At 69.0% G+C, this 22,409-nt stretch carries 18 protein-coding genes and 1 pseudogene; 9 read left to right on the top strand and 10 right to left on the bottom strand.

Features of this window, described 5'->3' with window-relative positions:
- Nucleotide 1: 1 nt before the first annotated feature.
- Together BN976_RS17895 and BN976_RS17890 are read right to left on the bottom strand one after the other, a co-directional pair.
- On the bottom strand, nt 2-1,135 hold the full coding sequence (locus BN976_RS17895) for an acyl-CoA dehydrogenase family protein (RefSeq protein WP_051558514.1): 1,134 nt from the start codon (nt 1,133-1,135) through the stop codon (nt 2-4).
- A gap of 48 nt (nt 1,136-1,183) precedes the next feature.
- The gene (locus tag BN976_RS17890) at nt 1,184-2,026 is read right to left on the bottom strand and encodes a DUF7159 family protein (RefSeq protein WP_036372636.1); all 843 of its coding nucleotides are present in this window, start codon (nt 2,024-2,026) and stop codon (nt 1,184-1,186) included.
- A gap of 355 nt (nt 2,027-2,381) precedes the next feature.
- Between BN976_RS17890 and eat the strand changes: the two genes are divergently transcribed.
- The 3 genes from eat to eutC are packed head-to-tail and all read left to right on the top strand — an operon-like array spanning nt 2,382 to nt 5,976.
- Entirely contained in the window at nt 2,382-3,821 is a 1,440-nt protein-coding gene (gene eat / locus BN976_RS17885; RefSeq protein WP_011780403.1) for an ethanolamine permease, read from the top strand.
- Nucleotides 3,818-5,227, top strand: a complete 1,410-nt coding sequence (locus BN976_RS17880) for an ethanolamine ammonia-lyase subunit EutB (protein ID WP_036372634.1) — start codon at nt 3,818-3,820, stop codon at nt 5,225-5,227. Before eat ends, BN976_RS17880 begins: the two co-directional genes overlap by 4 nt.
- On the top strand, nt 5,224-5,976 hold the full coding sequence (eutC, locus tag BN976_RS17875; protein ID WP_011780405.1) for an ethanolamine ammonia-lyase subunit EutC: 753 nt from the start codon (nt 5,224-5,226) through the stop codon (nt 5,974-5,976). The genes BN976_RS17880 and eutC overlap by 4 nt, the downstream gene beginning before the upstream one ends.
- Here eutC and BN976_RS17870 read toward each other — a convergent pair whose 3' ends face one another.
- Both BN976_RS17870 and BN976_RS17865 read right to left on the bottom strand, forming a co-directional pair.
- The gene (locus tag BN976_RS17870) at nt 5,977-6,639 is read right to left on the bottom strand and encodes a sensor domain-containing protein (protein WP_051558485.1); all 663 of its coding nucleotides are present in this window, start codon (nt 6,637-6,639) and stop codon (nt 5,977-5,979) included.
- A complete protein-coding gene (locus BN976_RS17865; protein ID WP_199558972.1) occupies nt 6,636-8,957 on the bottom strand; it encodes a Tex family protein in 2,322 nt (773 codons plus the stop codon). The genes BN976_RS17870 and BN976_RS17865 overlap by 4 nt, the downstream gene beginning before the upstream one ends.
- A 219-nt stretch (nt 8,958-9,176) precedes the next feature.
- Here BN976_RS17865 and BN976_RS17860 point away from each other — a divergent pair, with 219 nt between their 5' ends.
- The gene (locus BN976_RS17860; RefSeq protein WP_011780408.1) at nt 9,177-11,324 is read left to right on the top strand and encodes a catalase; all 2,148 of its coding nucleotides are present in this window, start codon (nt 9,177-9,179) and stop codon (nt 11,322-11,324) included.
- Nucleotides 11,325-11,401: 77 nt separating this feature from the next.
- Entirely contained in the window at nt 11,402-12,055 is a 654-nt protein-coding gene (locus BN976_RS17855; protein WP_036372630.1) for a UdgX family uracil-DNA binding protein, read from the top strand.
- A gap of 250 nt (nt 12,056-12,305) precedes the next feature.
- Here BN976_RS17855 and BN976_RS17850 read toward each other — a convergent pair whose 3' ends face one another.
- Nucleotides 12,306-14,156, bottom strand: coding sequence for a CheR family methyltransferase (locus tag BN976_RS17850; protein ID WP_199558971.1), 1,851 nt, complete (start codon nt 14,154-14,156; stop codon nt 12,306-12,308).
- A 113-nt stretch (nt 14,157-14,269) separates the two neighbouring features.
- On the opposite strand from BN976_RS17850, the gene BN976_RS17845 reads away from it, so the two are divergent.
- A complete protein-coding gene (locus tag BN976_RS17845) occupies nt 14,270-14,974 on the top strand; it encodes a phosphate signaling complex PhoU family protein (protein WP_036372624.1) in 705 nt (234 codons plus the stop codon).
- 10 nt (nt 14,975-14,984) lie between these two features.
- Here BN976_RS17845 and BN976_RS17840 read toward each other — a convergent pair whose 3' ends face one another.
- Nucleotides 14,985-15,572 (bottom strand): glycosyltransferase, encoded by a 588-nt coding sequence (locus BN976_RS17840; protein WP_235622076.1) that lies wholly within the window; start codon nt 15,570-15,572, stop codon nt 14,985-14,987.
- A 175-nt stretch (nt 15,573-15,747) separates the two neighbouring features.
- On the opposite strand from BN976_RS17840, the gene BN976_RS17835 reads away from it, so the two are divergent.
- Together BN976_RS17835 and BN976_RS17830 are read left to right on the top strand one after the other, a co-directional pair.
- Nucleotides 15,748-16,761, top strand: a complete 1,014-nt coding sequence (locus tag BN976_RS17835) for a chemotaxis protein CheB (RefSeq protein ID WP_036372622.1) — start codon at nt 15,748-15,750, stop codon at nt 16,759-16,761.
- Entirely contained in the window at nt 16,754-17,509 is a 756-nt protein-coding gene (locus BN976_RS17830) for an STAS domain-containing protein (RefSeq protein ID WP_036372620.1), read from the top strand. Before BN976_RS17835 ends, BN976_RS17830 begins: the two co-directional genes overlap by 8 nt.
- 10 nt (nt 17,510-17,519) lie before the next feature.
- On the opposite strand, the gene katG is transcribed toward BN976_RS17830, so the two are convergent.
- Nucleotides 17,520-19,763, bottom strand: a complete 2,244-nt coding sequence (gene katG / locus BN976_RS17825) for a catalase/peroxidase HPI (protein ID WP_036372617.1) — start codon at nt 19,761-19,763, stop codon at nt 17,520-17,522.
- A 25-nt stretch (nt 19,764-19,788) separates the two neighbouring features.
- Entirely contained in the window at nt 19,789-20,223 is a 435-nt protein-coding gene (locus BN976_RS17820) for a Fur family transcriptional regulator (protein ID WP_036372616.1), read from the bottom strand.
- 255 nt (nt 20,224-20,478) lie between these two features.
- Between BN976_RS17820 and BN976_RS33860 the strand changes: the two genes are divergently transcribed.
- On the top strand, nt 20,479-20,622 hold the full coding sequence (locus BN976_RS33860; protein ID WP_158498032.1) for a hypothetical protein: 144 nt from the start codon (nt 20,479-20,481) through the stop codon (nt 20,620-20,622).
- On the opposite strand, the gene BN976_RS17815 is transcribed toward BN976_RS33860, so the two are convergent.
- Together BN976_RS17815 and BN976_RS17810 are read right to left on the bottom strand one after the other, a co-directional pair.
- Complete coding sequence (locus BN976_RS17815; RefSeq protein ID WP_036372614.1) at nt 20,576-21,874, bottom strand: acyltransferase family protein; 1,299 nt, start codon at nt 21,872-21,874, stop codon at nt 20,576-20,578. The two genes, BN976_RS33860 and BN976_RS17815, sit on opposite strands and share 47 nt — an antisense overlap.
- A gap of 52 nt (nt 21,875-21,926) precedes the next feature.
- Nucleotides 21,927-22,409, bottom strand: a pseudogene (locus BN976_RS17810) (hypothetical protein); the annotation flags it as partial.

Here is a 22,409-nt window from a genome sequence, read left to right as displayed (position 1 = left end):
GCTAGAGGCCGAACTGGTCCTCGACGACGCCCAGCCACACCTGCGCGGCGTCGATGGCGACCTTCTCGCTGATGAACGCGTGCTGGGTGCCGGTGTAGGCGTCGCGGAACGCCCGCTCCAGCCGGCTGCCCTCGCGGATGGAGCTCGTACCCGCAACCAGATGGGCCCACTCGGCGCAGGCCCGCGCGGTGTCGGTGGCGAACACCGCGGCCACCCTCATGTCGGCGCGCAGCGTCGGGGTCAGGTCGTCGCCGCCGGCCACGGCCGCCTCTGCGGTGCCGAATGCGTCGAGCACCAGCAGCCGCGCCGCCCGCCAGGCGGCGACGTGGTGCGCCAAACCCTTCTGGAAGGTCGGACGGCTGGCCAGCGCCGCCATGTCGCTCATCCGGAACTTCGTCGCCGCCAGCTCCGAGACGTCGTCGAGCATGCTCTTGGCCACCCCGAGTGCCCACGCCGCGTGGCCTGCGGCGGTCACCGGCATCATGCCCATCCGCGTGGCCGGTGAGCTCCCCCGCCGCGGTTCGCGGGTGAACAGCGCGAAGGTGCGGTCATGCGGGACGAACACATCGTCGATCGAGTAGTCGTAGGACCCGGTTCCCTTCAACCCCTGGACATGCCAGCCGTCCTTGAAGGAGACCTCGGCGCGCGGAACCACGGCCACCTGCATGTCGGGCACGCCGTCGCCGGCCCAGCGGATCTCGCCGTCGACCATCGGCAGGAACCCGGCCGCCACGTACTCGGCATGCCCGGTGCCCGAACCGAAGCTCCACGACCCGGTGAGCCGGTACCCGCCGTCGACGGCGTGTCCCTGCCCGTTGGGGAAGAACTGGCCGCCCATCGTGACGCGGTTGTGGTTGGCGGTGAAGACCTCGGCGAAGCCGCCGTCGGGAAGATAGGTGGCGGCGGCGAACGACGACGGCAGGTTGGCGATCCCCACCCAGCCGAAAGATCCATCCTGCCAAGCCATTTCGATCCACGTCTCGATCATCTCGGCGAACGAGGGTTCGACTCCTCCTGCGGGTGCGGGGTTGAACGCCGACATCAGTCCGGTCGACCACATCGCCTCGACGATGGCCGGTGTCATCGTGCGGATCTGTTCGGATTCGGCGGCCTGCGCGCGCACCAGGTCCCGCATCCCGCGGGCACGTTCCACCACCGCCGTCACGGCGTCGACGTTAGCGGGTCAGGGCAGCGCAGTGAACAGATTCGCCGGATCTGTCATCTCGGGAAGCGCCGGCACCGCCGTGACGACGGTCGCCGGCCCGGGCCATTCCCCGGACAGGTGCGCCTGCGCGGCCGGCAGCGGTTCGGGAACCGGCTCCTCGGCAGGCACAGCGAGGGGTACTGCGACGGGGGCCACCACCGCGGGCTGTGGCGCCCATGCCTCGGTGTCGTCGCCCTCCGTCGGCTCGACGACTTTACGGACCGGATGGGCGGCACCGTCGGAGGGCGCGCGCACGGCGACCCAGCCGGGGCCCGAGGGGGCAGGCTGATCGCCCACGACGGCGGTCTCCTGAACCGGGGACACCGAACCCGAGGTCAACAGTAGGCCGCCGACGGCAGCTGCAGCGGCGGCGCCGAGGACCGCGACCGCGATCCGCGTGACGCCGCGCCGGGCGCGAACCCGCCGCCGAGCCGGGACGGCGACCGGGTCGGCGGGCGTGATGTCGGCGAGCGCGGCGCCGTAGGCCAATGCGAGGCCGGGCGTGGCGTCGGGATCGACCTCGACGGACCCCGCGCAGTCCAGCGGGACGGTCGCCACCTCGGCGAAGCCCGTGCGGTCCAGCCGGGTCCGCAACTCCATCGCGTCTTCCGCGACGTCGTCGGTCCAGGTCAGCCGGACTCGCTCGATGTGGTGGCCGCCGGCAGCCGCGATCACCTGGGCACCGCGGGCGGCGGCACCGGCGATCTCGGTGTCGGCCCGGGACTGGAGCACGTCGTGGTCGATCATGCTGCCGTCGGTGTCATCGACCAACACCCAGACGACGGCCCGAGTGGTCAGTGACAGCCCCAGCACCACGCCCACGTGGATCCCTTCCGTCGTCTCACCGGTGTGTGCCCTCTATCGGGCACCACCGCAGTGCTGTTACAAACCAGCCGGCTGGACAGAGCCCATCGCGCCCCATAGGCTTCCCCTAAAGGTCTATCGGCAGACCTTTAGATCGGCACCTGTCCTCGGCAGACCGGCAGGAGCCTAACGCCGATACGCGGGTTCCGCGCGGCGTGCGCGATGCGACATCGTCGTCGCGCCGGTCCGAAGTGCGCTGAAAAATGCTCCAATACCTTTGCGTATCAACGCATTTCGAACTCCGGATGCAACGTTGTTGCAACCCCGCGGTCAGTAGTGTGCCAGGTCACACCGTTGAAGGGAGCTCGATTTCATGAGCGGCGAGGCTCACAGCACACACACAACGCGCGGCGTGGAAGCGCATCGGGAGTCCGATGCCTACCTGCAGAAGCGTCAGCTCAAGAAGGGCAGCGCGGGCTGGATCCTGCTGGCGGGACTGGGAATCAGCTACGTGGTGTCCGGGGACTACTCCGGATGGAACTTCGGTCTGGGTCAGGGCGGCTTCGGCGGCCTCGCCATCGCGGCCGTCGTGATCGCCGCGATGTATCTGGCGATGGTGCTCGGCATGGCCGAGATGTCGTCGGCGCTGCCCGCAGCCGGGGGCGGCTACACGTTCGCGCGCCGCGCGCTCGGGCCGTGGGGCGGTTTCGCCACCGGCACCGCCATCTTGATCGAGTACTCGATCGCGCCGGCGGCCATCGCGACGTTCATCGGCGCCTATGTCGAATCGCTCGGCCTTTTCGGGATCACCGACGGCTGGTGGGTCTACCTCGCCGCCTACGCCATCTTCATCGGCATCCACCTGTCCGGTGTCGGTGAGGCGCTCAAGGTCATGTTCGTCATCACCGCGATCGCTCTGGTCGGCCTCGTCGTGTTCGCCGTGGCGGCGATCCCCCATTTCGACTCCACCAACCTGACCGATATCGCCGTCACCGACGCCGCAGGCGCGTCGGCCCTGCTGCCGTTCGGGCTGCTGGGTATCTGGGCGGCCATCCCGTTCGCGATCTGGTTCTTCCTGGCGATCGAGGGCGTGCCGTTGGCCGCCGAGGAGACCGCCGAACCGGAGCGCAACGTGCCCAAGGGCATCATCGCCGGGATGGCGGTGCTGCTCGTCACGTGCGTGACGGTGCTGGTGCTCACCACCGGCGCGGGCGGTGCGGCCGCGATGTCCGAGTCGGGTAACCCCCTGGTGGAGGCGCTGGGCGACAGCGGCTGGGCCAAGGTCGTCAACTACATCGGCCTCGCCGGTCTGATCGCGAGCTTCTTCTCGATCATCTACGCCTACTCGCGGCAGCTGTTCGCGCTGTCGCGGGCCGGCTATCTGCCGACCGTGCTGTCGGTGACCAACTCGCGCAAGGCGCCGACGCTGGCGCTGATCGTGCCCGGCGTCATCGGGTTCCTGCTGTCGTTGATCGGTCAGGGGGCGCTGCTGTTGAACATGGCCGTGTTCGGCGCCGCGCTGAGCTACGTGCTGATGATGGTCAGCCACATCGTGCTGCGCAGGCGCGAGCCCGATATGCCCCGCCCGTACCGCACCCCCGGCGGCGTGGTCACGACCGGCTTCGCGCTCGTGATCGCGGTGCTGGCGGTCATCGCGACCTTCCTCGTCGACAGTGTCGCCGCGCTGTGCTGCCTGGTGGTGTTCGCCGCGTTCATGGCGTACTTCGGCATCTACAGCCGGCACCATCTGGTAGCCAACTCACCTGACGAGGAGTTCGCCGCGCTCGCCGCCGCCGAGGGCGAACTCAAGTGAGCTACCGTCAGCAGGTCTCCGGCCACACCTATCAGTTCGACGGGCTCGTCGACCTGATGGCCAAGGCGTCCCCGCCGCGCTCCGGTGACGAGCTCGCGGGTTGCGCGGCCCAATCGGATGCCGAAAGAGCCGCTGCCGCATGGATTCTGGCCGACCTTCCGCTGTCGCTGTTCCTCGACGAGATGGTGGTGCCGTACGAGACGGACGACGTGACCCGGTTGATCGTCGACACCCACGACCGGGACGCGTTCTCCTCGATCTCGCATCTGACGGTCGGAGGGTTCCGGGACTGGCTGCTCGACACCGCTTCCGGACCGCGCAGCGCCGAGCGAATCGCGGCGGTCGCTTCGGGGCTGACGCCCGAGATGGTCGCGGCGGTGTCGAAGATCATGCGCAACCAGGATCTCATCTCGGTCGCGGCGGCCACCACCGTCAGCGCCGGGTTCCGGACGTCGATCGGGGTGCCCGGAACCCTGGCGACGCGCCTGCAGCCCAACCATCCGACCGATGATCCCCGGGGCATCGCGGCGGCCACCCTGGACGGGTTGCTGATGGGTTGCGGGGACGCGGTGATCGGCATCAACCCGGCCACCGACTCCCCCAGGGCCACCAGTGATCTGCTGCATCTGCTCGACGAGATCCGGCAGCGCTTCGACATCCCCATGCAGTCGTGCGTGCTCACCCACGTCACCACCACGATGGAGCTGATCGAGCGCGGCGCACCGGTCGACCTGGTGTTCCAGTCGATCGCCGGAACCCAGGGCGCGAACGCGAGTTTCGGGGTGACGCTGCCGATGCTGCGGGAGGCCAACGAGGCCGGCCGGGCGCTCGGCCGCGGCACCGTCGGCGACAACGTGATGTACCTGGAGACCGGGCAGGGCTCGGCGCTGTCGGCCGGTGCGCACCTAGGCACCGGCGGTCGGCCCGTGGATCAGCAGACGCTGGAGACCAGGGCCTACGCGGTGGCCCGTGCTCTGGACCCGCTGCTGGTGAACACCGTCGTCGGCTTCATCGGTCCCGAGTACCTCTACGACGGCAAACAGATTGTCAGGGCGGGGCTGGAGGACCACTTCTGCGGCAAGCTGCTCGGCCTGCCGATGGGCGTCGACGTCTGCTACACCAATCACGCCGAAGCCGACCAGGACGACATGGACACGCTGCTTACCCTGCTCGGCGTCGCCGGGGCCGCGTTTGTGATCACCGTGCCCGGCGCCGACGACGTGATGCTGGGCTACCAGAGCCTGTCGTTCCACGACGCGCTCTATGTCCGCAAGGCGCTGAACCTGCGGCCCGCACCGGAGTTCGAGGCCTGGCTGGCGCGGCTGGGCATGGCCGACGGTGACGGCCGGGTGCTGCCGGTGGATCCGGCCGGCTCTCCCCTGCTCGCGCTGGCGGCCGGCGAATGAGCGCCGCCGACGAGCTGCCCGTCGAGGACGTCTGGGCGCCTCTGCGCCGCACCACGCAGGCCAGGATCGGGCTCGGACGTGCGGGCAATGCCCTTCCCTCCCAACGTGTTCTGGAGTTCAAGGCCGCACATGCGGCCGCCCGCGACGCGGTGCACGTGCCGCTGGACGCCGAGGCGCTGGCCATCGAGGTCGAGACGCTGGGCCTGGGCGCACCGGCGCAGGTGTGCAGTCGCGCCGCCGACCGCGGCGAGTACCTGCGTCGTCCCGACCTGGGACGCGCACCCGCGGATCTGAGCGCGCTGCCGAATTCGGGCGCCGACGTCGGCATCGTGCTGGCCGACGGGCTCTCACCGCGTGCGCTGGCCGAACACGGCGCCGGCCTGCTCGCCGCGCTCATCGACGAGTTCGGCGGACGCTACCGGCTGGCGCCGCCGGTGATCGCCACGCAGGCCAGGGTGGCGCTCGGCGATCACATCGGCGCGGCGCTCGGGGTGTCGACGCTGCTCATGGTCATCGGGGAACGCCCCGGACTGTCCGTGGCCGACAGCCTCGGTATCTATCTGACGCATCTGCCGCGGCCGGGCCGCACCGACGCCGACCGAAACTGCATCTCCAACATCCATCCGCCCGACGGACTCGACTACCGGCGCGCGGCGCGCATCGCGGCCACCCTGGTGGCCGGCGCCCGGCAGCTGGGGCGCTCCGGCGTCGCCCTCAAGGACACCTCCCCCGCCGAGTTGCCGGGCTGATCACGCGGCGGTGTTGGCCAGCGCGTCGATCCGCTCCAGTGCCTCCCCGGCCAGCGACACCACGTCGTAGCCGGGCACAGGTCCGCAGGTGGTGATCTCGATCGCGGCGTTGTGGGCGGCGACGAACAGGTTGTCGCAGTTCCAGTCGACCGCGCGCAGCGACCAGAGCACGCTGCCGTCGGGGCCTTCGGCCGCCGCGGGCTGCACGTCGAACTCGTAGGTGCGATCCCGCATCGTGGTGACACTCAGCGTGGTGCCGAGGCATTCGTCGACGGTCCGCCGCGCCATGTCCAGTGCGGCCGCCGGGTCGAACTCGGCCCGGTAGACCGCGACCATCTCCTCGATGTAGAACTCGCCTTCCTCGCCGGTCCAGTGGCCGCCGTCGGAGGCGAGCGGGCGGTGGGCGTCGAGCAACGGCGGGTCGACCTCCCGCGCCAGGCCGGCACAGCGTTCCGGCTCGGCGACCGCGAACAGGTTCCCCTCGTCACCGACCACCTTCGGGCTGAGCAGGTCCACGACCTGCAGTGTGGTGATCGGTGCGGCCAGCGACTCCGGCCTGGCCTGCGGGCTGTCGACGTGACGGGTGCAGCCGGCGAGCAGCAGCGCGACGACACCGGCCACGGCCACCGCCGTGGCCGGCCACCGTCGCGCTGCCCGACTCATCGACCGAAACCAGCGTCCCGCAGCGCCTGGGCCATCGACCCGCCACCGCTGCCGGCTTCCCGGCGACCGGAGTTGTTGGCGCGCTGCGGATTTCGTTTCGGATTGGCGGGCCGGTCACCTCGCCGGCCGCCGCCGCGCTCGGGCTTCACGTCGTCCTTGAGGCGCAGGCTCAACCCGATGCGCTGCCGGTCGACGTCGACGTCGACCACCTTCACCCGCACCACCTGCCCGGACCGCACCACCTCGTGGGGATCGGAGATGTAGCGGTCGGCCATCGCCGAGACGTGCACCAGACCGTCCTGGTGCACCCCCACGTCGACGAACGCGCCGAAGGCCGCCACATTGGTCACCACACCCTCGAGGATCATCCCGACCTTGAGGTCGGCCACCTTTTCCACGCCCGCGGCGAACGTCGCGGTGGTGAAGGCCGGGCGCGGGTCACGGCCGGGCTTTTCGAGCTCACCGAGGATGTCGGTGACGGTCGGGATACCGAACCGGTCGTCGGCGAAGTCTGCGGGACGCAGCGCGCGCAGCGTGCGCTCGTTACCGATGATCTCGGCCAGCGTGACGTTGGCGCGGTCGAGGATGCGCCGCACCACCGGGTAGGACTCGGGATGCACGCCGGAGGCGTCGAGCGGATCTTCGCCGTCACGGATCCGCAGGAACCCGGCGCACTGTTCGAAAGCCTTGGGGCCCAACCGCGGAACGTCGAGCAGCGCGCGACGGTTCTGGAAGCGGCCGGTCTTGTCGCGGTGGGCGACGATCGCCTCGGCCAGCGACTCGGTGATCCCGGAGACCCGCGCCAGCAGCGGGACCGACGCCGTGTTGAGGTCCACGCCGACCGCGTTCACCGCATCCTCGACCACCGCTCCCAGGCTCCTGGCCAGGGTGCCCGGGGTGACGTCGTGCTGGTACTGCCCCACACCGATGGACTTCGGCTCGATCTTGACGAGCTCGGCGAGCGGGTCCTGCAGGCGGCGGGCGATGGACACCGCGCCGCGCAGCGTGACGTCGAGGTCGGGCAGTTCGTGGGCGGCGTAGGCGGACGCCGAGTACACCGAAGCGCCGGCCTCGCTGACGATCGCCTTGGCCGGCGCGTTCGCCCCGGCCGTGCGGATGTCCGCGATGAGTTCGGTTGCCAGCGCGTCTGTTTCACGCGACGCGGTGCCGTTGCCGATCGCGATCAGCTCGACGCCGTGCCGCGCGACGAGCGCAGCCAGCGTCGCCTTGGCCGCATCCCACTGCTTCTGCGGCTGGTGCGGGTAGATCGCGCAGGTGTCGAGCACCTTGCCGGTGCCGTCGACGACGGCAACCTTGACGCCGGTCCGGAAGCCGGGATCCAGGCCCATCGTGGTCCGGTTGCCCGCCGGTGCCGCCAGCAGCAGGTCCTTGAGGTTCTTGGCGAACACGGTCACGGCGTCCTGCTCGGCGCGCAGGCGCAGCCGCACCCGCGCATCCACCGACGCCGACACCGAGAGCCGGGTGCGCCACGCGAAGCCGACGGTGGACGCCAGCCATCGGGTGGCCGGTGCGGCCGCGGTCAGGTCGATCCCCAGCGCGGAGGCGATCATCGCCAGGTAGGAGTCCTCCTCACCCCCGTCCAGGGTCAGCGCCAGCGCCTGTTCCTTCTCGCCGCGCAACACCGCGAGCACCCGGTGCGACGGCATCTCCGTCAGCGGTTCCGCGTAGTCGAAGTAGTCGCGGAACTTCTGCGACTTCTCCGCGCTCGCGGCGGCCTCGGAGGCCGGCCGGGTGCGCAGCGTTCCTGACTCCCAGAACCGTTCCCGCAACCCGCCGACGAGCTCGGCGTCCTCGGCGGCGCGTTCGACGATGATGTGCCGTGCGCCCTCGAGTGCCGCCGTGACGTCGGCCACCTCCTCGCCGACGAACTCCGCTGCCGTCTGCTCGGGCACCAGTGTCGGATCGGCCAGCAATCGGTCTGCCAGCGGCTCCAGCCCGGCTTCCCTGGCGATCTGCGCCTTGGTCCGCCGCTTGGGTTTGAAGGGCAGGTAGATGTCCTCGACGCGGGCCTTGGTGTCGGCGGCCATCAGCGCGGCGGTCAGATCGTCGGTGAGCTTGCCCTGTTCCTTGATCGAGGCAAGCACCGCACTGCGGCGCTCGTCGAGCTCGCGAAGGTACGCCAGCCGTTCCTCCAGAACCCGAAGTTGGCCGTCGTCAAGGCTGCCGGTGGCCTCCTTGCGGTAGCGGGCGATGAAAGGCACCGTGGCACCTTCGTCGAGCAGGCGCACAGCCGCAGCCACCTGCGTCTCTGCCACCTCCAGTTCCTCAGCGAGACGGACGTTTACAGACTTGATCACGCGCGGAACCCTACTCGATTCTCGAGTGGCCGCCCACAGGGTAGCCGCCCTCGGATGGATACCGAGGTCTCCGACTTTCTCATCGACCGCCCCGCGGTGGTGGGATATCGAGGACACTTCGGCGGCCCGGAGCCATCGGGAAGCGGACGCGCGTTTGGCCTGTTCCTGGCGGGGTACAGCGCAAGGGCTCCCCGTACCACCATCCTCCGGAGGCACCACATGCCCGCTCCGCGTAAACGAGACCAGTCCGCACCAACCAGGGTCAGCCCCACCGGTGCGTCGAAAAGCACTGACGAGCAACCTGATCCGCGGGCCCAGTCGGGCCGGTTCCTCACCACCGCGCAGGGCGTCCGGATCCCCGACACCGACCACTCGCTGAAGGCGGGCAGCCGCGGGCCCACGCTGATGGAGGATTTCCACCTGCGGGAGAAGATCACCCACTTCGACCACGAACGCATCCCCGAGCGGGTGGTGCACGCCAGAGGCGCTGCGGCCCACGGTGTCTTCGAGGCCTACGGCAACGCCGCCTCGATCACCAAAGCGGCGTTCCTGGCGTCCAAGGGAAAGCGGACCGACGTCTTCTGCCGCTTCTCCACGGTGCTGGGTTCCCGCGGGTCGGCCGACACCGTGCGCGACACCCGGGGCTTCGCGGTGAAGTTCTACACCGAGGAAGGCACCTTCGACCTCGTCGGCAACAACATCCCGGTCTTCTTCATCCAGGACGGAATCAAGTTCCCCGACGTGATCCACGCGGGCAAGCCGCATCCCGACCGGGAGATCCCGCAGGCACAGTCCGCGCACGACACGTTCTGGGACTTCGTGTCCCTGCACACCGAGGCCACCCACCACGTGTTGTGGAACATGAGCGACCGCGGCATTCCCCGGTCCTACCGCACCATGGAGGGCTTCGGGGTGCACACCTTCCGGCTCGTCAACGCCAAAGGTGAAACCAGCCTGGTGAAGTTCCACTGGAAGCCGGTCGCGGGCGTGCACTCGCTGGTGTGGGAGGAGGCGCAGCTGGCCGCCGGCTTCGATCCGGATTTCCACCGCCGCGACATGGCCGACGGCATCGAGGCGGGCGCCCCGCTGGAGTACGAGCTCGGCGTGCAGGTGATGCCCGACGACGGCACCGAGACCTACGCGGGCATCGACCTGCTCGACCCGACCAAGATCGTCCCCGAGGAACTGGTGCCGGTGCAGCTGATCGGCAAGCTGACGCTCAACCGGAACCCCACCAACTACTTCGCCGAGACCGAGCAGGTGGCCTTTCACACCGGCAACCTGGTGCCCGGTATCGAGGTCACCAACGACCCGCTCATGCAGGCCAGGTTGTTCTCGTATCTCGACACTCAGCTGACCCGGCTCGGTGGGCCCAACTTCACCCAGCTGCCGATCAACCGCCCCCGCTGCCCGGTCAACGACATGCTGCGGGATGGCATGCATCAGACGGCGATCCACACCGGGCAGGCGCCGTACCGGCCCAACAGCATCGACGGGGGCGAACCCCTGGTTGCCGACGCCGACGAGGGCGGGTATGTGCAGTCCGCCCGGCCGGTCGAGGGCCGGGTCGCGCGGGTCGCGCCGACATCGTTCGACGATCACTTCACCCAGGCGGCGATGTTCTACCGGTCGCTGACACCGATCGAGCAGGCCCACATCGTCGAGGCGTTCACGTTCGAGCTCGGCAAGTGCTACGAGCAGGCCGTCAAGGAACGTCAGCTGGAGGTTCTGGCCGATGTCGACGCCGAACTCTGTGAGCAGGTCGCGCAGGGCCTGGGCCTGCCTGCGCCCAAAGGCAAGCCGCCCGCCGAGGTCACGCTGTCACCGGCGTTGTCACAGGTCGTCACCACGCCCGGCCCCGTGAAGGGCCGCAAGGTGGCGATCATCGCCGACGACGATTCCGACCTCGCCGGCGTGGCCAAGCTGGTCAAGGCGTTGGATAAGGCCGGCGTCATCCCGGCGATCGTCGCGCCGGCGGGCGGCATCCTGAAGTCCGGCCGACGCACCCTGACCGTGGACCGCACCTTCGACACCGCGCGCTCGATCGAGTTCGACGCCGTCGTGGTGGCCGGGGGTGCGCTGGAACGGCTCGACATCAAGATGGTGGTTCTGCTGCACGAGATGCTGCGGCACTGCAAGCCGCTGGGCGCGTGGGGCGATGCGCGCAACGCGCTGCAGAGGGTCGACATCGACCTGCAGGATCCCGGCGTGGTGACCGACGACGACGCTTCGTCGTCGTTCGGCGCGGAACTGCTGGCCGCGCTCGGCCTGCACCGGGTGTGGGACCGAGCCGACGCGGTGATGTCGTCGGCGGTGGCGCCGGTGCGTCCGGCGGCGCCGACCACGAAAAGGACTCGCCGCCGGTGAGCTGACGTCGCCGACCGGCCGGATGTGCCGTCAGTCGCACCCTTTTGCACCGACCGTGACGGGGTACCCATGGTGTCATGACGATCGTGGGCGCCGCCGAATTCGTCCCGCAGACCCGGGAGCTTTCGACGCTCGCCGCCGCCGCGCAGTCGTGCCGCGGCTGCGACCTCTTCGAGAACGCCAGCCGGGCCGTGTTCGGAAGCGGCCCGGTCGGCGCCCGCATGATGTTGGTAGGGGAACAGCCAGGCGATCGGGAGGACGTCGCCGGTGAACCGTTCGTCGGCCCGGCCGGCAGGTTGCTCGACAAGGCTCTGAACGAGGCAGGTCTGCCCCGCGCCCCCGTCTATCTCACCAACGCGGTGAAGCACTTCAAGTTCGTTCCCGCAGAACGCGGTACGCGCCGCATCCACAAGACACCGAGCCGCACCGAGGTGGTGGCCTGCCGGCCGTGGCTGATCGCAGAGATGCAGGCGGTAGAGCCTGCTGTTGTCGTCCTGTTGGGCGCCACGGCCGCGAAATCCCTGCTTGGCAATGCGTTTCGGCTGACCGCACATCGCGGCGAGGTGCTGAGCCTGCCTGCGGAGACCAAACCAGTGGGCGGCCGGGACGCCAAAGTCGTGGTGACCGTCCACCCGTCGTCGGTGCTGAGAGGACCTTCGCAGGCACGTGAGGAGTCCTTTCGCTCGCTGGTTTCCGACCTCAGGTTCGCCGGTGAGCTTCTCGACGCCTGACAACGCATTGACAGAGGACATCTCATGCGGCCGTGCCGCTTCAGCCCGTTGACCGACGCGAAGGGGCCCGTTCGCTTCGGTGTATGTCGATGATTCACACGACACCGCTGACGCGCAGAAACAAGCCGAGCTGCCGAACTCGACCGCTGTGGCGCCGACTGCCGAGGTGCTCTCCGAGCTGGGGTCCGACCGGTCCTCGATCGTCGCGGCGATCCTGCGCTACGCGCCTCGCAGGGCTGCCCCACGCTGGTCAGTCCAGCGGCTCCCTCAGCAGCACCGCGCCGTTGACCGAACCGTCGCCGGCGCGGAAGGCCGAGCACAGTACGCGCACGCGGGTCGATCGACCGCGCCGGTTCACGGCGTCCACCGTGGTTTCTTCGCTGAGGTCGGCGTCGACGAAAACCCGGCCGATCAGTGGTTTGACTTCATCGGTGGGTAGGCCGATATCCAAGGCGGACAACGGTTTACCGATGACCTCGCCCGAACGGAGCCCCCACAGTTCCTCGCAGCCACGATTCCACACCACCACCCGCATCTGCTGGTCGACGACAATGAGACAAAGCCGGATGGAGTCGACGAGCGAATCGAGGAAACCGGTCGCTTCGTCGAGTTCGATGCTGCGCTCGCGCATCGCGTCGTTGATCGTATGGAGTTCGTCGTTGGTCGACTGCAACTCCTCGTTCATGGTCTCGAGCTCTTCGTTGGTCGACTGGAGTTCCTCGTTGGTCGTCTCGAGCTCCTCCACGGTGGACTGGAGTTCCTCGTTGGTCGTCTCGAGTTCCTCATTCGTCGACTGCAGTTCTTCGTAGGCGGTCTCCAGTTGCTGGTTGGTCTGGACGACCTTGTCCAGCAGTACGCGCGTCGAGGTCACGTCGAAGAAGACCACCGAGATGCCGAGGAGTCCGTTCTCGGTGTCCACCAGCGGGTTCACATGGATCTCGAACCACACCGGGTCGGCGCCGGGCCGCGACCACTGGACGTCCTGGATGCGCGCGGACCGGCGCTCGACCTTGGCCTGTTCGAGGTAGGCGCGCAGTTCGACCGGCCGGTAGGACACGTCCAGGTCACGCAGCAGTCGGCCGATGTCGCGGGCCGAGAGCCCGAACGTGGTCTCGGCCTGCTTGTTGATCATCGCGACGGTGTCATCGCCGGTGACGACGATCTGCGCCACGGGGCTGGCCCGGAATGCGAGATCCCGGACCGTCGCCAGCCCCGACGCGTCGGCCGGAGGGTCGAGCGGCACGGCGCCGGGATGCCGTCCACCTGCGCCCCCCGCGGTGAGCACCTTGTGGAAGATCCGGTACTTCAGATTCAGCGGAGTGAACCGGTCGGCGTGGCTCAGCAGCATCTCGGCGTGCCCGAGGAAGAGCACCCCTCGGGGCGCGAGCGCGAAGTGCAGACGGCCCAGCACGGTGCGCTGCGTATCGGCGTTCAGGTACATCAGGGTGTTGCGGCACACCAGCAGATCCACCCGTGAGATCGGCGCGTCCTTGACCAGGTCGTTGCGACCGAAGATGACTGCCCGCCGCAGGTCTTTGCGGAAGACGTATCGGCCGCCGACCGACTCGAAGTAACGGCTGAGAAGCTCGGCGGGCACCGGCTCAACGGCCTTGGCGTCATAAGAGGCGGCACGGGCCTCGTTGAGGGCCTCTTCGTCGACATCGGTGGCGTAGATCTTGACCCGCGCCCGGAAGTCGTCGACGCCCATCGCCTCGGCGAAGATCATCGCCAGCGTGTATGCCTCCTCTCCGGATGCGCAGCCGGCGCTCCACACCCGGATCGCCTCGTTCGGGCGGCGCTCGGCCAGCAGTGTCGGCACAACCTCGTCCCGGACGTAATCCCAGGCCGGCGGGTCGCGGAAGAAGCTCGTGACGTTGATGAGGATCGTGTTGAACAGCGCCGAGAACTCGTCGGGACTGGCCTGCAGGGTGTCGAGGTACTCCTCGAACGTGCTGAAGCCGGCCTGGTCCATCCGGTGGCGGACCCGCCGCATCAACGAGGCGCGTTTGTAGCCGGTGAAATCGAAGCCCCGCGCATCGCGGATGTACCGCAGCACAGCCTCGAAGGACTCGTTCGCCTCGTTGTCGGCTCGTGCGTTCAAACCGCGATCCATTCGCCTCGGTGGTCAGACGCCCTCGAACTTACTCGGACGGCGAGTTTGATATGGCGCCCACGGGGTAAGGCCCCCGGTACCGCACAGATCCGGGGAGAGCCATGCGCATCGAATTCCATCAGGCACTAGATCGACTGACAGTCGACCTGGCCGAGATGTGCGGTCGCGCCGCGGCTCTCATGCAGGCCGCGTCGGCCGCACTGCTCGAAGCCGACATCCGGCGTGCGGACACGGTCGCGTTCGACCTGAAGCGACTGACCCGGCTGGGCAACGCAGTCCACGACCGCGCGTACTGCCTGCTCGCACTGCAGGCACCGGTCGCCCGCGATCTTCGCGTCGTCGTGTCGGCCCTCTACATCGCCGCCGACGCCGACCGGATGGGCGGGCTGGCATCGAACGTGGCCCGCGCGGCGCGCCGCCGCGATCCGGACCGCGTCGTCCCGCACGACGTCCACGATCTGTTCGCCGGCATGGCCGCCACGGCGATCGAACTGGCCGGGCTGGCGCAGTCGACGGTGCGCACCGGCGACCCGGCGCTGGCCTGGCGGGTCTGCGACGGCGACGAGCAGATGAACGAGCTGCACCGGCAGTTGTTCTCGCGGCTGATGGGTCCGCGGTGGCGGCACGGCCCGACGGTGGCAGCCGATCTGGTACTGGTCGGCCGGTTCTACGAGCGGTTCGCCGACCATGCCGTGGAGATCGCCCGTCGGGTCCACTTCCAGGCCACCGGCACGCAGCTGCGCGGCAGCGGTGACGGGCCCGGCATCGCGGCTCAGAACCCGTCGGCACACCCGGCGCTCAGATAGGCCCGGATGATCAACACGCGAAGGCGGATTCTCGGGTTGTCGCCGACGCGTACACCACTTCGGCATCGGTGGCGATGCGGTCCCAGCTGTACCGCGACCGGGCCCTGGAGCGGCCGGCGAGTCCCATGCCCTCCCGCAGCACCATTTGGCCGAGGGTCGACCGCAACGCACGACCGAGCGCGTCGGCGTTGCCCGGCGGCACGAGAAGTCCGGTCACTTCCCCGATCACGGCATCGCGGGCCCCTCCGGCGGAGGTCGCCACGATCGGCGCACCACACGCCATCGCCTGCAATACCGTCGCGCAGGACGGTTCGCATCGCGCCGGCGCGACAACCACATCGGCGGACCGGAACAGCGCAGTGAGATCGTCGCCGGCTGCACCCGCGACCAGGTTCACGCGCTTGGCGGCCTTCTTTTCGCGGGCGAGAGAGAGGATGTCGTCGTAGTCTGGTTCGTCGTCAGGTTCCCTGGTGACCAGTACGAGTTCGGCCGCGTTCGACGACGGGAACACCCGGAGCACCTGGCCCAGGCCCTGCTGGGGGGAGAAGTCTCTGGCGACGGCCACGACCCGGCCGGACGACTCGCCGTGGCGGAACACGATTTCCTCGGCGCAGACATCATCGACATCGATGCCCGGGGCGAGTACCGACGCCTTGGCCCGGGTGCAACCCTGGCGGAGACCGCCCTCTTCGCCTGGCGTCCCGACCCTTTCGCTTGCCGGACTTCACGATGAAACGCGATTGTCGGTTCCGCGCGTGGGTAACACTGGTCAGGTGACCGTGACGTCGACTGACGATCCTCTGCGCGGAGTTGTGGCGATCGGAGGCTCCGCAGGCGGCGTGGAAGCCCTGTCGAGAGTCGCCGCAGGCCTGCCTGAGGACCTGCCGTTCGCGGTGTTGATGGCCCTGCACCTGCCCGAGCAGGGCCCTAGCGTGCTCGCGCAGATCATCGATCGGGCCGGCCCGCTGCCTGCCGTGGCCGCAGAGAACGGTGCGACGCTGGAGCCCGGCCGCATCTATGTGGCCGTCCCCGGCCGGCACCTGCTCACCCGCGATCACCGAATCGTGCTGTCGAACGGCCCGAGCGAGAGCGGGCACCGCCCGGCGCTCAACGCGCTGTTTCGTTCTGTGGCAGTCTCTTTCGGGCCGCGAGCCATCGGAGTGCTGCTCTCCGGTGTACTCGACGACGGGGTGCTGGGCCTGGCCGCGATTCGGGCGCGGGGTGGCACCACGCTGTGCCAGTCCCCCGACGACGCGCTGTTCGCCGCCATGCCGAGTAATGCGCTGCGCGCAGGTGTCGTGGACCGCACCGCCGTTGCCGCGGACATGGGGGCGGTTCTCATGGGGCTCGCACGGCGCGGATCTTCGGGGCATGCGAAGTCAACTGACGCGTATCTGGAGTTGGAGAACCACATCGCGATGACGGAGCCGCTCGCCGAGCTGGATCTCCAGACCCTTGGTCCGCCTTCGGGATTCACCTGTCCGGACTGCAACGGATCGCTTCTGACCGTCGCCGACGGCTACTACCGGTGTCACATCGGCCACGCCTGGAGCGCCGATGCGCTGCTGTCTGCGCGCGATCGTGAGGTACAGGGTGCGCTGCTGATCGCAGTTCGCAGCCTGGAGGAGAAATCCCGGCTGGCCCGCAAACTCGCCGGCAAGGCGGTCTCCGACCTCGTTCACGAACGATATGCGGCGCTGGCCGCCGAAACCGAGAAAGCACTCGCCGTGCTGCGGGAGCGGATTGCCGTCGCCGTCGCCGAGACGGGCGCGTCCGACGATGGTTGACCGTACCCACGTTCACGTATCGGCGAGCAGATCGCTGGACGGATGCGCCATGCTGGTCCTCTCCGGGACGCTGGACAGCTGGACGTACCGCGAGGTTCGCAACAGCGTGATCAAGGCCGCGCTGGACGAGCCGAAGGCGGTCGTCGTCGACGTCAGCGATCTACACGTTCCCGCCAGCAGTGCGTGGACGGCGTTCACCAGCGCGAGGTGGCACGTCAGTACGTGGCCCGACGTTCCCATCGTGCTGGTGTGCGCCCAGGAGGAGCGACGCGCTGCCATCCAGCGATCCGGTGCTTCCCGATGGGTTCCGGTACACCCCGACGAAGCCTCCGCTGCGGCTTCGATCGGCGAACCGCACCGCCTCCGCAGGCGCGCCCGCGACGAACTGGCGGCTGACCGGATCAGCCTCACCCGGGCCCGTGGATTGGTCGCTCGATGGCTGACGGAGTGGGCGTGCCCCGACCTGATCCTGGCAGCGTCCACGGTGGCCACCGTGCTGATCGAGAACGTCCTAGAGCACACCTCAAGCCGACCCATCCTGGTCCTTGAGGCCTTCGACGGCTGCGTGACGGTAGCGGTCAGCGACCAATGCCCGACACCCGCTGCCCTGCACGAGAGTTCGGGGTCCGGCGCCCACACCGTCTCCGGTTTGGCCATCGTGGCGACGTTGAGCCGATCATGGGGCTCGATTCCGACGGCGAACGGGAAGACGGTGTGGACGGTCCTGGGACCCGAGAGTCGGCTCTGACCGCCGGGGCTCAGCCCAGATCGAACCGGTCGTTGTTCATGACCTTGACCCAGGCGGCAACGAAGTCCTCGACGAACTTGCCCTGGTTGTCATCCTGGGCGTACACCTCGACCACCGCGCGCAGCACCGAGTTCGAGCCGAACACCAGGTCGGCCGCCGTGGCGGTCCATTTCGGCTGGCCGGTGGCTCGGTCCTTGCCGTCATAGACGTTCTCGGTCAGCTCCGACGGCTTCCACTCGGTGCCCATGTCGAGCAGGTTGACGAAGAAGTCATTGCTCAGCACGCCGGGCCGCTCGGTGAACACCCCGTGCTTGCTGCCGCCGTGGTTGGCGTTCAGCGTGCGCAGGCCGCCGATCAGGGCCGTCATCTCCGGAGCGGTCAGATCGAGGAAGTACGCCTTGTCGACCAACAGCTGCTCGAGCGGGGTCTTCTCCCCCGGCCTGGCGAAGTTGCGGAAGCCGTCGGCACGCGGTTCGAGCACTGCGAACGAGTCAACGTCCGTCTGCTCCTGCGAGGCGTCGGTCCGGCCGGGCGCGAAGTGCACCGAGATCTCGTAGCCGCCGTCCTTGGCCGCCTTCTCGACCGCCGCGGAACCCGCCAGCACGATCAGATCGGCGAGCGAGACCTTCTTGCCGCCGGTCGCCGAGGCGTTGAAGTCCTGCTGGATCCTCTCCAGCACCGGCAGCACCTTGTCGAGCTCGGACGGCTCGTTGGCCTCCCAGCTGCGCTGCGGCTCGAGCCGCAGCCGCGCACCGTTGGCGCCGCCGCGCTTGTCGGTCCCGCGGAAGCTCGACGCCGAGGCCCAGGCCGTCTTCACGAGCTGAGGGACCGACAGACCCGATTGCAGCACAGCGGCTTTCAGTGCCGCGATGTCCGATTCGTCGATCAGTTCGTGATCGACCGCCGGCACCGGGTCCTGCCACAGCTGGGGCTCGGCCACCCACGGCCCGAGGTAGCGGCTGACCGGCCCCATGTCGCGGTGCATGAGCTTGTACCAGGCCTTGGCGAACGCCTCGTTCATCTCCTCGGGATGATCGAGCCAGCGCCGGGTGATCGGGCCGTAGATGGGATCCACCCGCATCGAGACGTCGGTGACCAGCATGGTGGGCTTGCGCGGCGGCCCGCCGAACGGATCCGGGATGATCGCTTCGGCGTCCTTGGCCTCGAACTGCCATGCGCCGCCCGGGCTCTTGGTGAGCTCCCACTCGTAGCCGTACAGCAGTTCCAGATAGGCGTTGCTCCACTTGGTCGGCGTGGTGGTCCACACGACCTCCAGACCGCTGGTGACGGTGTCACCGGCATTGCCGGTACCGAACGGACACTTCCAGCCCAGGCCCTGCTGCTCGATCGGCGCGCCCTCCGGTTCGGGACCGACGTTCACATCGGCCGCGCCGTGGGTCTTGCCCAGCGTGTGGCCGCCGACGATCAACGCCGCGGTCTCCTCGTCGTTCATCGCCATCCGGCCGAACGTCTCGCGGATGTCGTGGGCGGCCGCCAACGGGTCCGGCTTGCCTTCGGGGCCTTCGGGATTGACGTAGATCAGGCCCATCGTGGTGGCGCCGAAGGGTTCTGCCAGCTCCCGCGTGTCGCTGTCGTTGGTGCCGCCGTAGCGCTTGTCGGTGCCCAGCCAGGTGTCCTCCTGGCCCCACAGCATCTCCTCGGGCTCCCAGATGTCCTCACGGCCGAACGCGAAGCCGAAGGTCTGGAAGCCGGCCGACTCCAGCGCGGCGTTGCCGGCGTACGCGATCAGGTCGGCCCACGAAATCTTGTTGCCGTACTTGCGCTTGATCGGCCACAGCAGCCGGCGAGCCTTGTCCAGATTGGCGTTGTCCGGCCAGCTGTTGAGCGGCGCAAACCGCTGGGAACCCTGACCGGCACCGCCGCGGCCGTCGAAGATGCGGTAGGTGCCCGCGGCATGCCAGCTCATCCGGATGAACAGGCCGGCGTAGCTGCCGTAATCGGCGGGCCACCAGTCCTGGGAGGTGTTGATCAGGTCGATGACGTCACGCTTGAACGCCTCGACGTCGAGCTTGGCGAACTCGGTCGCATAGTCGAAGTCCTCGCCGAGCGGGTTGCCCTTCTCGTTCTGCCTGTGCAACACCGAGACGTCGACCTGCTCGGGCCACCAGTCCTTGTTCGTCAGCGGCGCATGCACTTTGGGCTCCGGCGAGTCGATCGCCGGGTTCTCGGATTCGCTGTGGCTGCGGGTCTTGTCGTCGGAGTGCGGTGGGCGGGCGTCGGAGGTATCGGTCACGGTGTTCCCTTTCGTAATCCGGACATCATTGCGGTGATGGGGCTGTCGAACAGGCGGGGCAGATACCCCAGTAGATGACTTCGGCCTCGTCGACCTCGAAGCCGAGGTCGTCCGATGCGGTCAGACACGGGGCCTCACCGACCGCGCAGTCCACGTCAGCGATCACCCCGCAGTTTCGGCACACGACGTGATGGTGGTTGTCGCCGACCCGGGTCTCGTACCGGGCCACCGATCCGGCCGGCTGGATGCGTCGCACCAATCCCGTTGCGGCAAGCGCGTTCAGCGCGTCGTACACCGTCTGCCGGGACACGTCCGGCACAAGCTCGCGGGTGGCATTGATGATGAGTTCGGTGTCGGCGTGAGGATGTCGTCCGACGGCGTGCAGCACCGCCATCCGCGGCCGCGTGACACGTAAGGCCGCCGACCTCAGCACTGCCGAGTAATCGGGTTCTTCGGTCATCGGTTCCAATACTTGCCCCTTCTCTGGATGGGATCAAGTCTTCCGGCGAACCTGTCAGCAGCAAGTCATATCTGTTCGCATTTTGCACCGCAATCCACATGGCGAAAACGGGTACGACCTCGTGGTCGCCTCCGAGGACGACGGGATCCATGCCGTGGTCGGCGACCTGGCCGCGTCCGGTGTCTCCGTGCAACCGATCCAAGTGGACCTGCGGACCCCCGACGGAGTGGAACACCTCTTTCGCAGCACGACCAGGTGGCCCGGCAAGGGTTCGACGCGCTGATGCGCGGCGACCGGCAGGTGGTGGCGTCGTCGGTGATGTCGAAGGCGATGCGGGTGCTGCCCGACCCGGTCAAGGCCGCCGCGAGCCGACTTCTGTCGGTGCCTGCGGGCCGCTGACGGCCGCCGGTGCCGCGGCGCAGGTCCGGGCGGCCGCGGCCAGGCCGAGGAAGACTGCCAGCGCCGACCATCCCGTCCCGTCGCCGAGCCCGAACTTGGCCATCACGACCAGCACCACGGCCGAGGCGCACAGCAGGGCGCCGGCGGCGGTGGCACGGGCACCGCCCGCGGTCGCCGGTGCGTCCCACCACGGCAACGGGTGGCGCTCCAGCGGTGCCAGCAGCCGGAACAGCGCGAACATCACGACGGAGAACACAAGGGCCCGCAGGGCGAGCAGACCCCAGAACCCGGATGCGGTGACGTCGTAGGCGTCAAGGCCGAGTGCGTGCAGGCCGAAGGCGGCGATCGCGATCGCCACGATGTGCCACAGGTACAGCGTCATCGCTCCCGCATTGCCCGCGGCCACCACCGTCCACACTCGCGGACGCTGCGCCCAGCGGCCGATGGCGCCGGCCGCAGCGACGAACAGGCAGGACATCCAGAGGCAGTGCATCGCCAGCAGCAGCGTCGGCGGCGAGACGTTGGATATCTGCTCGGTCCCGGTGACGACGAGCGAAACCCCGTAGGGTCCGGCCGCGACGAGCACCGTCTGCACCGCGAAGGCGGCCACCGCGACGGCGAGCGCAACGTGACGGCCGATGAGGCGGCGTGCGTAGGCCACCCCGAGGGCCACCGGGATCAGCCAGACGAACAGGAAGTTGCCCACGGCGACGGCCGGGGTGCCGGTGTTCAGCCGGACCGCATCCATGGCTGCGGCGGCAGCGACGAGGAACGCGATGACGACCGCCGCTGCCCGGCCCGTCCGCATCCGCACCAGGGCGGGTACGAACGCGAGCGTGACGACGTAGACCCCGAGGAACCACAGCAGCGCGACGCTCTCGCCCCCCAGCCCGGCCGCAGAGTCGGCGCCGAGCGCCGCCCATGCGGCGAGCAGGCCCACCGACCAGGCGGCCAGGTACCAGAACACCGGCCGGTACAGCCGCTGCGCGCGAGTGAACAGCCAAGCGCCCCAGGGTGTTCCGGCACGATGTCCGTACGCCCCGGCCGCCCCGCCCGCCAGGAAGAACAGCGGCATCACCTGGACGATCCAGGTGACCGGCGCGACCGCAGGCACCTGTCCGATGAGGTTGCCGATGCGCACCCCGGAACCGTCGATGGTGGCCAGCAGCAGCGCGCAGTGCCCGAACATGACCACCACCAACGCGGCGAGGCGGGCGACGTCGACGGCGCGGTCACGCGTTGCGTGTGTCATGGGGCAAGCATGCCGGGCTCAGCCCGGCCGGGCATGAGTAGTACTACGGGGTTCAGGGCAGAGCGCGGAACAGAGCGCCCAGCGGGCCCGCGGGCGCCGGCGGGGCGGGTGCCACCGGTGCCGCGGGAGCGGGCACCGCCTGCGCGACGGGCCCGGCCACCGGCCCCGCACCGGACAGGTGCGGCACTCCGGTGACCGCCGAGACTGCCTGCGGGGCAGCCGGGTCGAGGCCGTGAACGACGGCAACCTCAGGCGCCTCGATCACCTCGGCGACGGGTTCGGCTGCGGGAGTCGCCGCGATCTCAGCGTCAACCACGTCGGGAACCCAGGTGTCCTCGGGCGTCGTGGCGATCTCGGGCAGCGCTTCGGGGACGGGCTCCGGGAGCGGGGCAGCCTGCGCGGCGGCGGGCACCGGAGCGGGAACCGGCGCGGCGGGGACGGCAGCCGGCGGGGCGGGCAGCACGGCCTCGGCAACGGCGTTGTCGGGGACCTCGTGCGACGGTGAGCCGCCGACGAAGGCGTACAGGACCACCCC

It is taken from the genome of Mycolicibacterium austroafricanum, from assembly GCF_000612725.1.
Taxonomy (GTDB): Bacteria; Actinomycetota; Actinomycetes; order Mycobacteriales; family Mycobacteriaceae; genus Mycobacterium; species Mycobacterium austroafricanum.
The sequence above is the reverse complement of the archived record's forward strand: the minus strand, read 5'-3'. Positions and strand labels throughout refer to the sequence as shown.

Excerpts from the sequence above, each read along its gene's own strand:
- BN976_RS17895 (WP_051558514.1), bottom strand. The coding sequence starts at position 1,135 with ATGCGGGACCTGGTGCGCGCGCAGGCCGCCGAATCCGAACAGATCCGC.
- eat (WP_011780403.1), top strand. The coding sequence starts at position 2,382 with ATGAGCGGCGAGGCTCACAGCACACACACAACGCGCGGCGTGGAAGCG.
- eutC (WP_011780405.1), top strand. The coding sequence starts at position 5,224 with ATGAGCGCCGCCGACGAGCTGCCCGTCGAGGACGTCTGGGCGCCTCTG.
- BN976_RS17870 (WP_051558485.1), bottom strand. The coding sequence starts at position 6,639 with ATGAGTCGGGCAGCGCGACGGTGGCCGGCCACGGCGGTGGCCGTGGCC.
- BN976_RS17860 (WP_011780408.1), top strand. The coding sequence starts at position 9,177 with ATGCCCGCTCCGCGTAAACGAGACCAGTCCGCACCAACCAGGGTCAGC.
- BN976_RS17855 (WP_036372630.1), top strand. The coding sequence starts at position 11,402 with ATGACGATCGTGGGCGCCGCCGAATTCGTCCCGCAGACCCGGGAGCTT.
- BN976_RS17845 (WP_036372624.1), top strand. The coding sequence starts at position 14,270 with ATGCGCATCGAATTCCATCAGGCACTAGATCGACTGACAGTCGACCTG.
- BN976_RS17830 (WP_036372620.1), top strand. The coding sequence starts at position 16,754 with ATGGTTGACCGTACCCACGTTCACGTATCGGCGAGCAGATCGCTGGAC.
- BN976_RS17820 (WP_036372616.1), bottom strand. The coding sequence starts at position 20,223 with ATGACCGAAGAACCCGATTACTCGGCAGTGCTGAGGTCGGCGGCCTTA.
- BN976_RS17815 (WP_036372614.1), bottom strand. The coding sequence starts at position 21,874 with ATGACACACGCAACGCGTGACCGCGCCGTCGACGTCGCCCGCCTCGCC.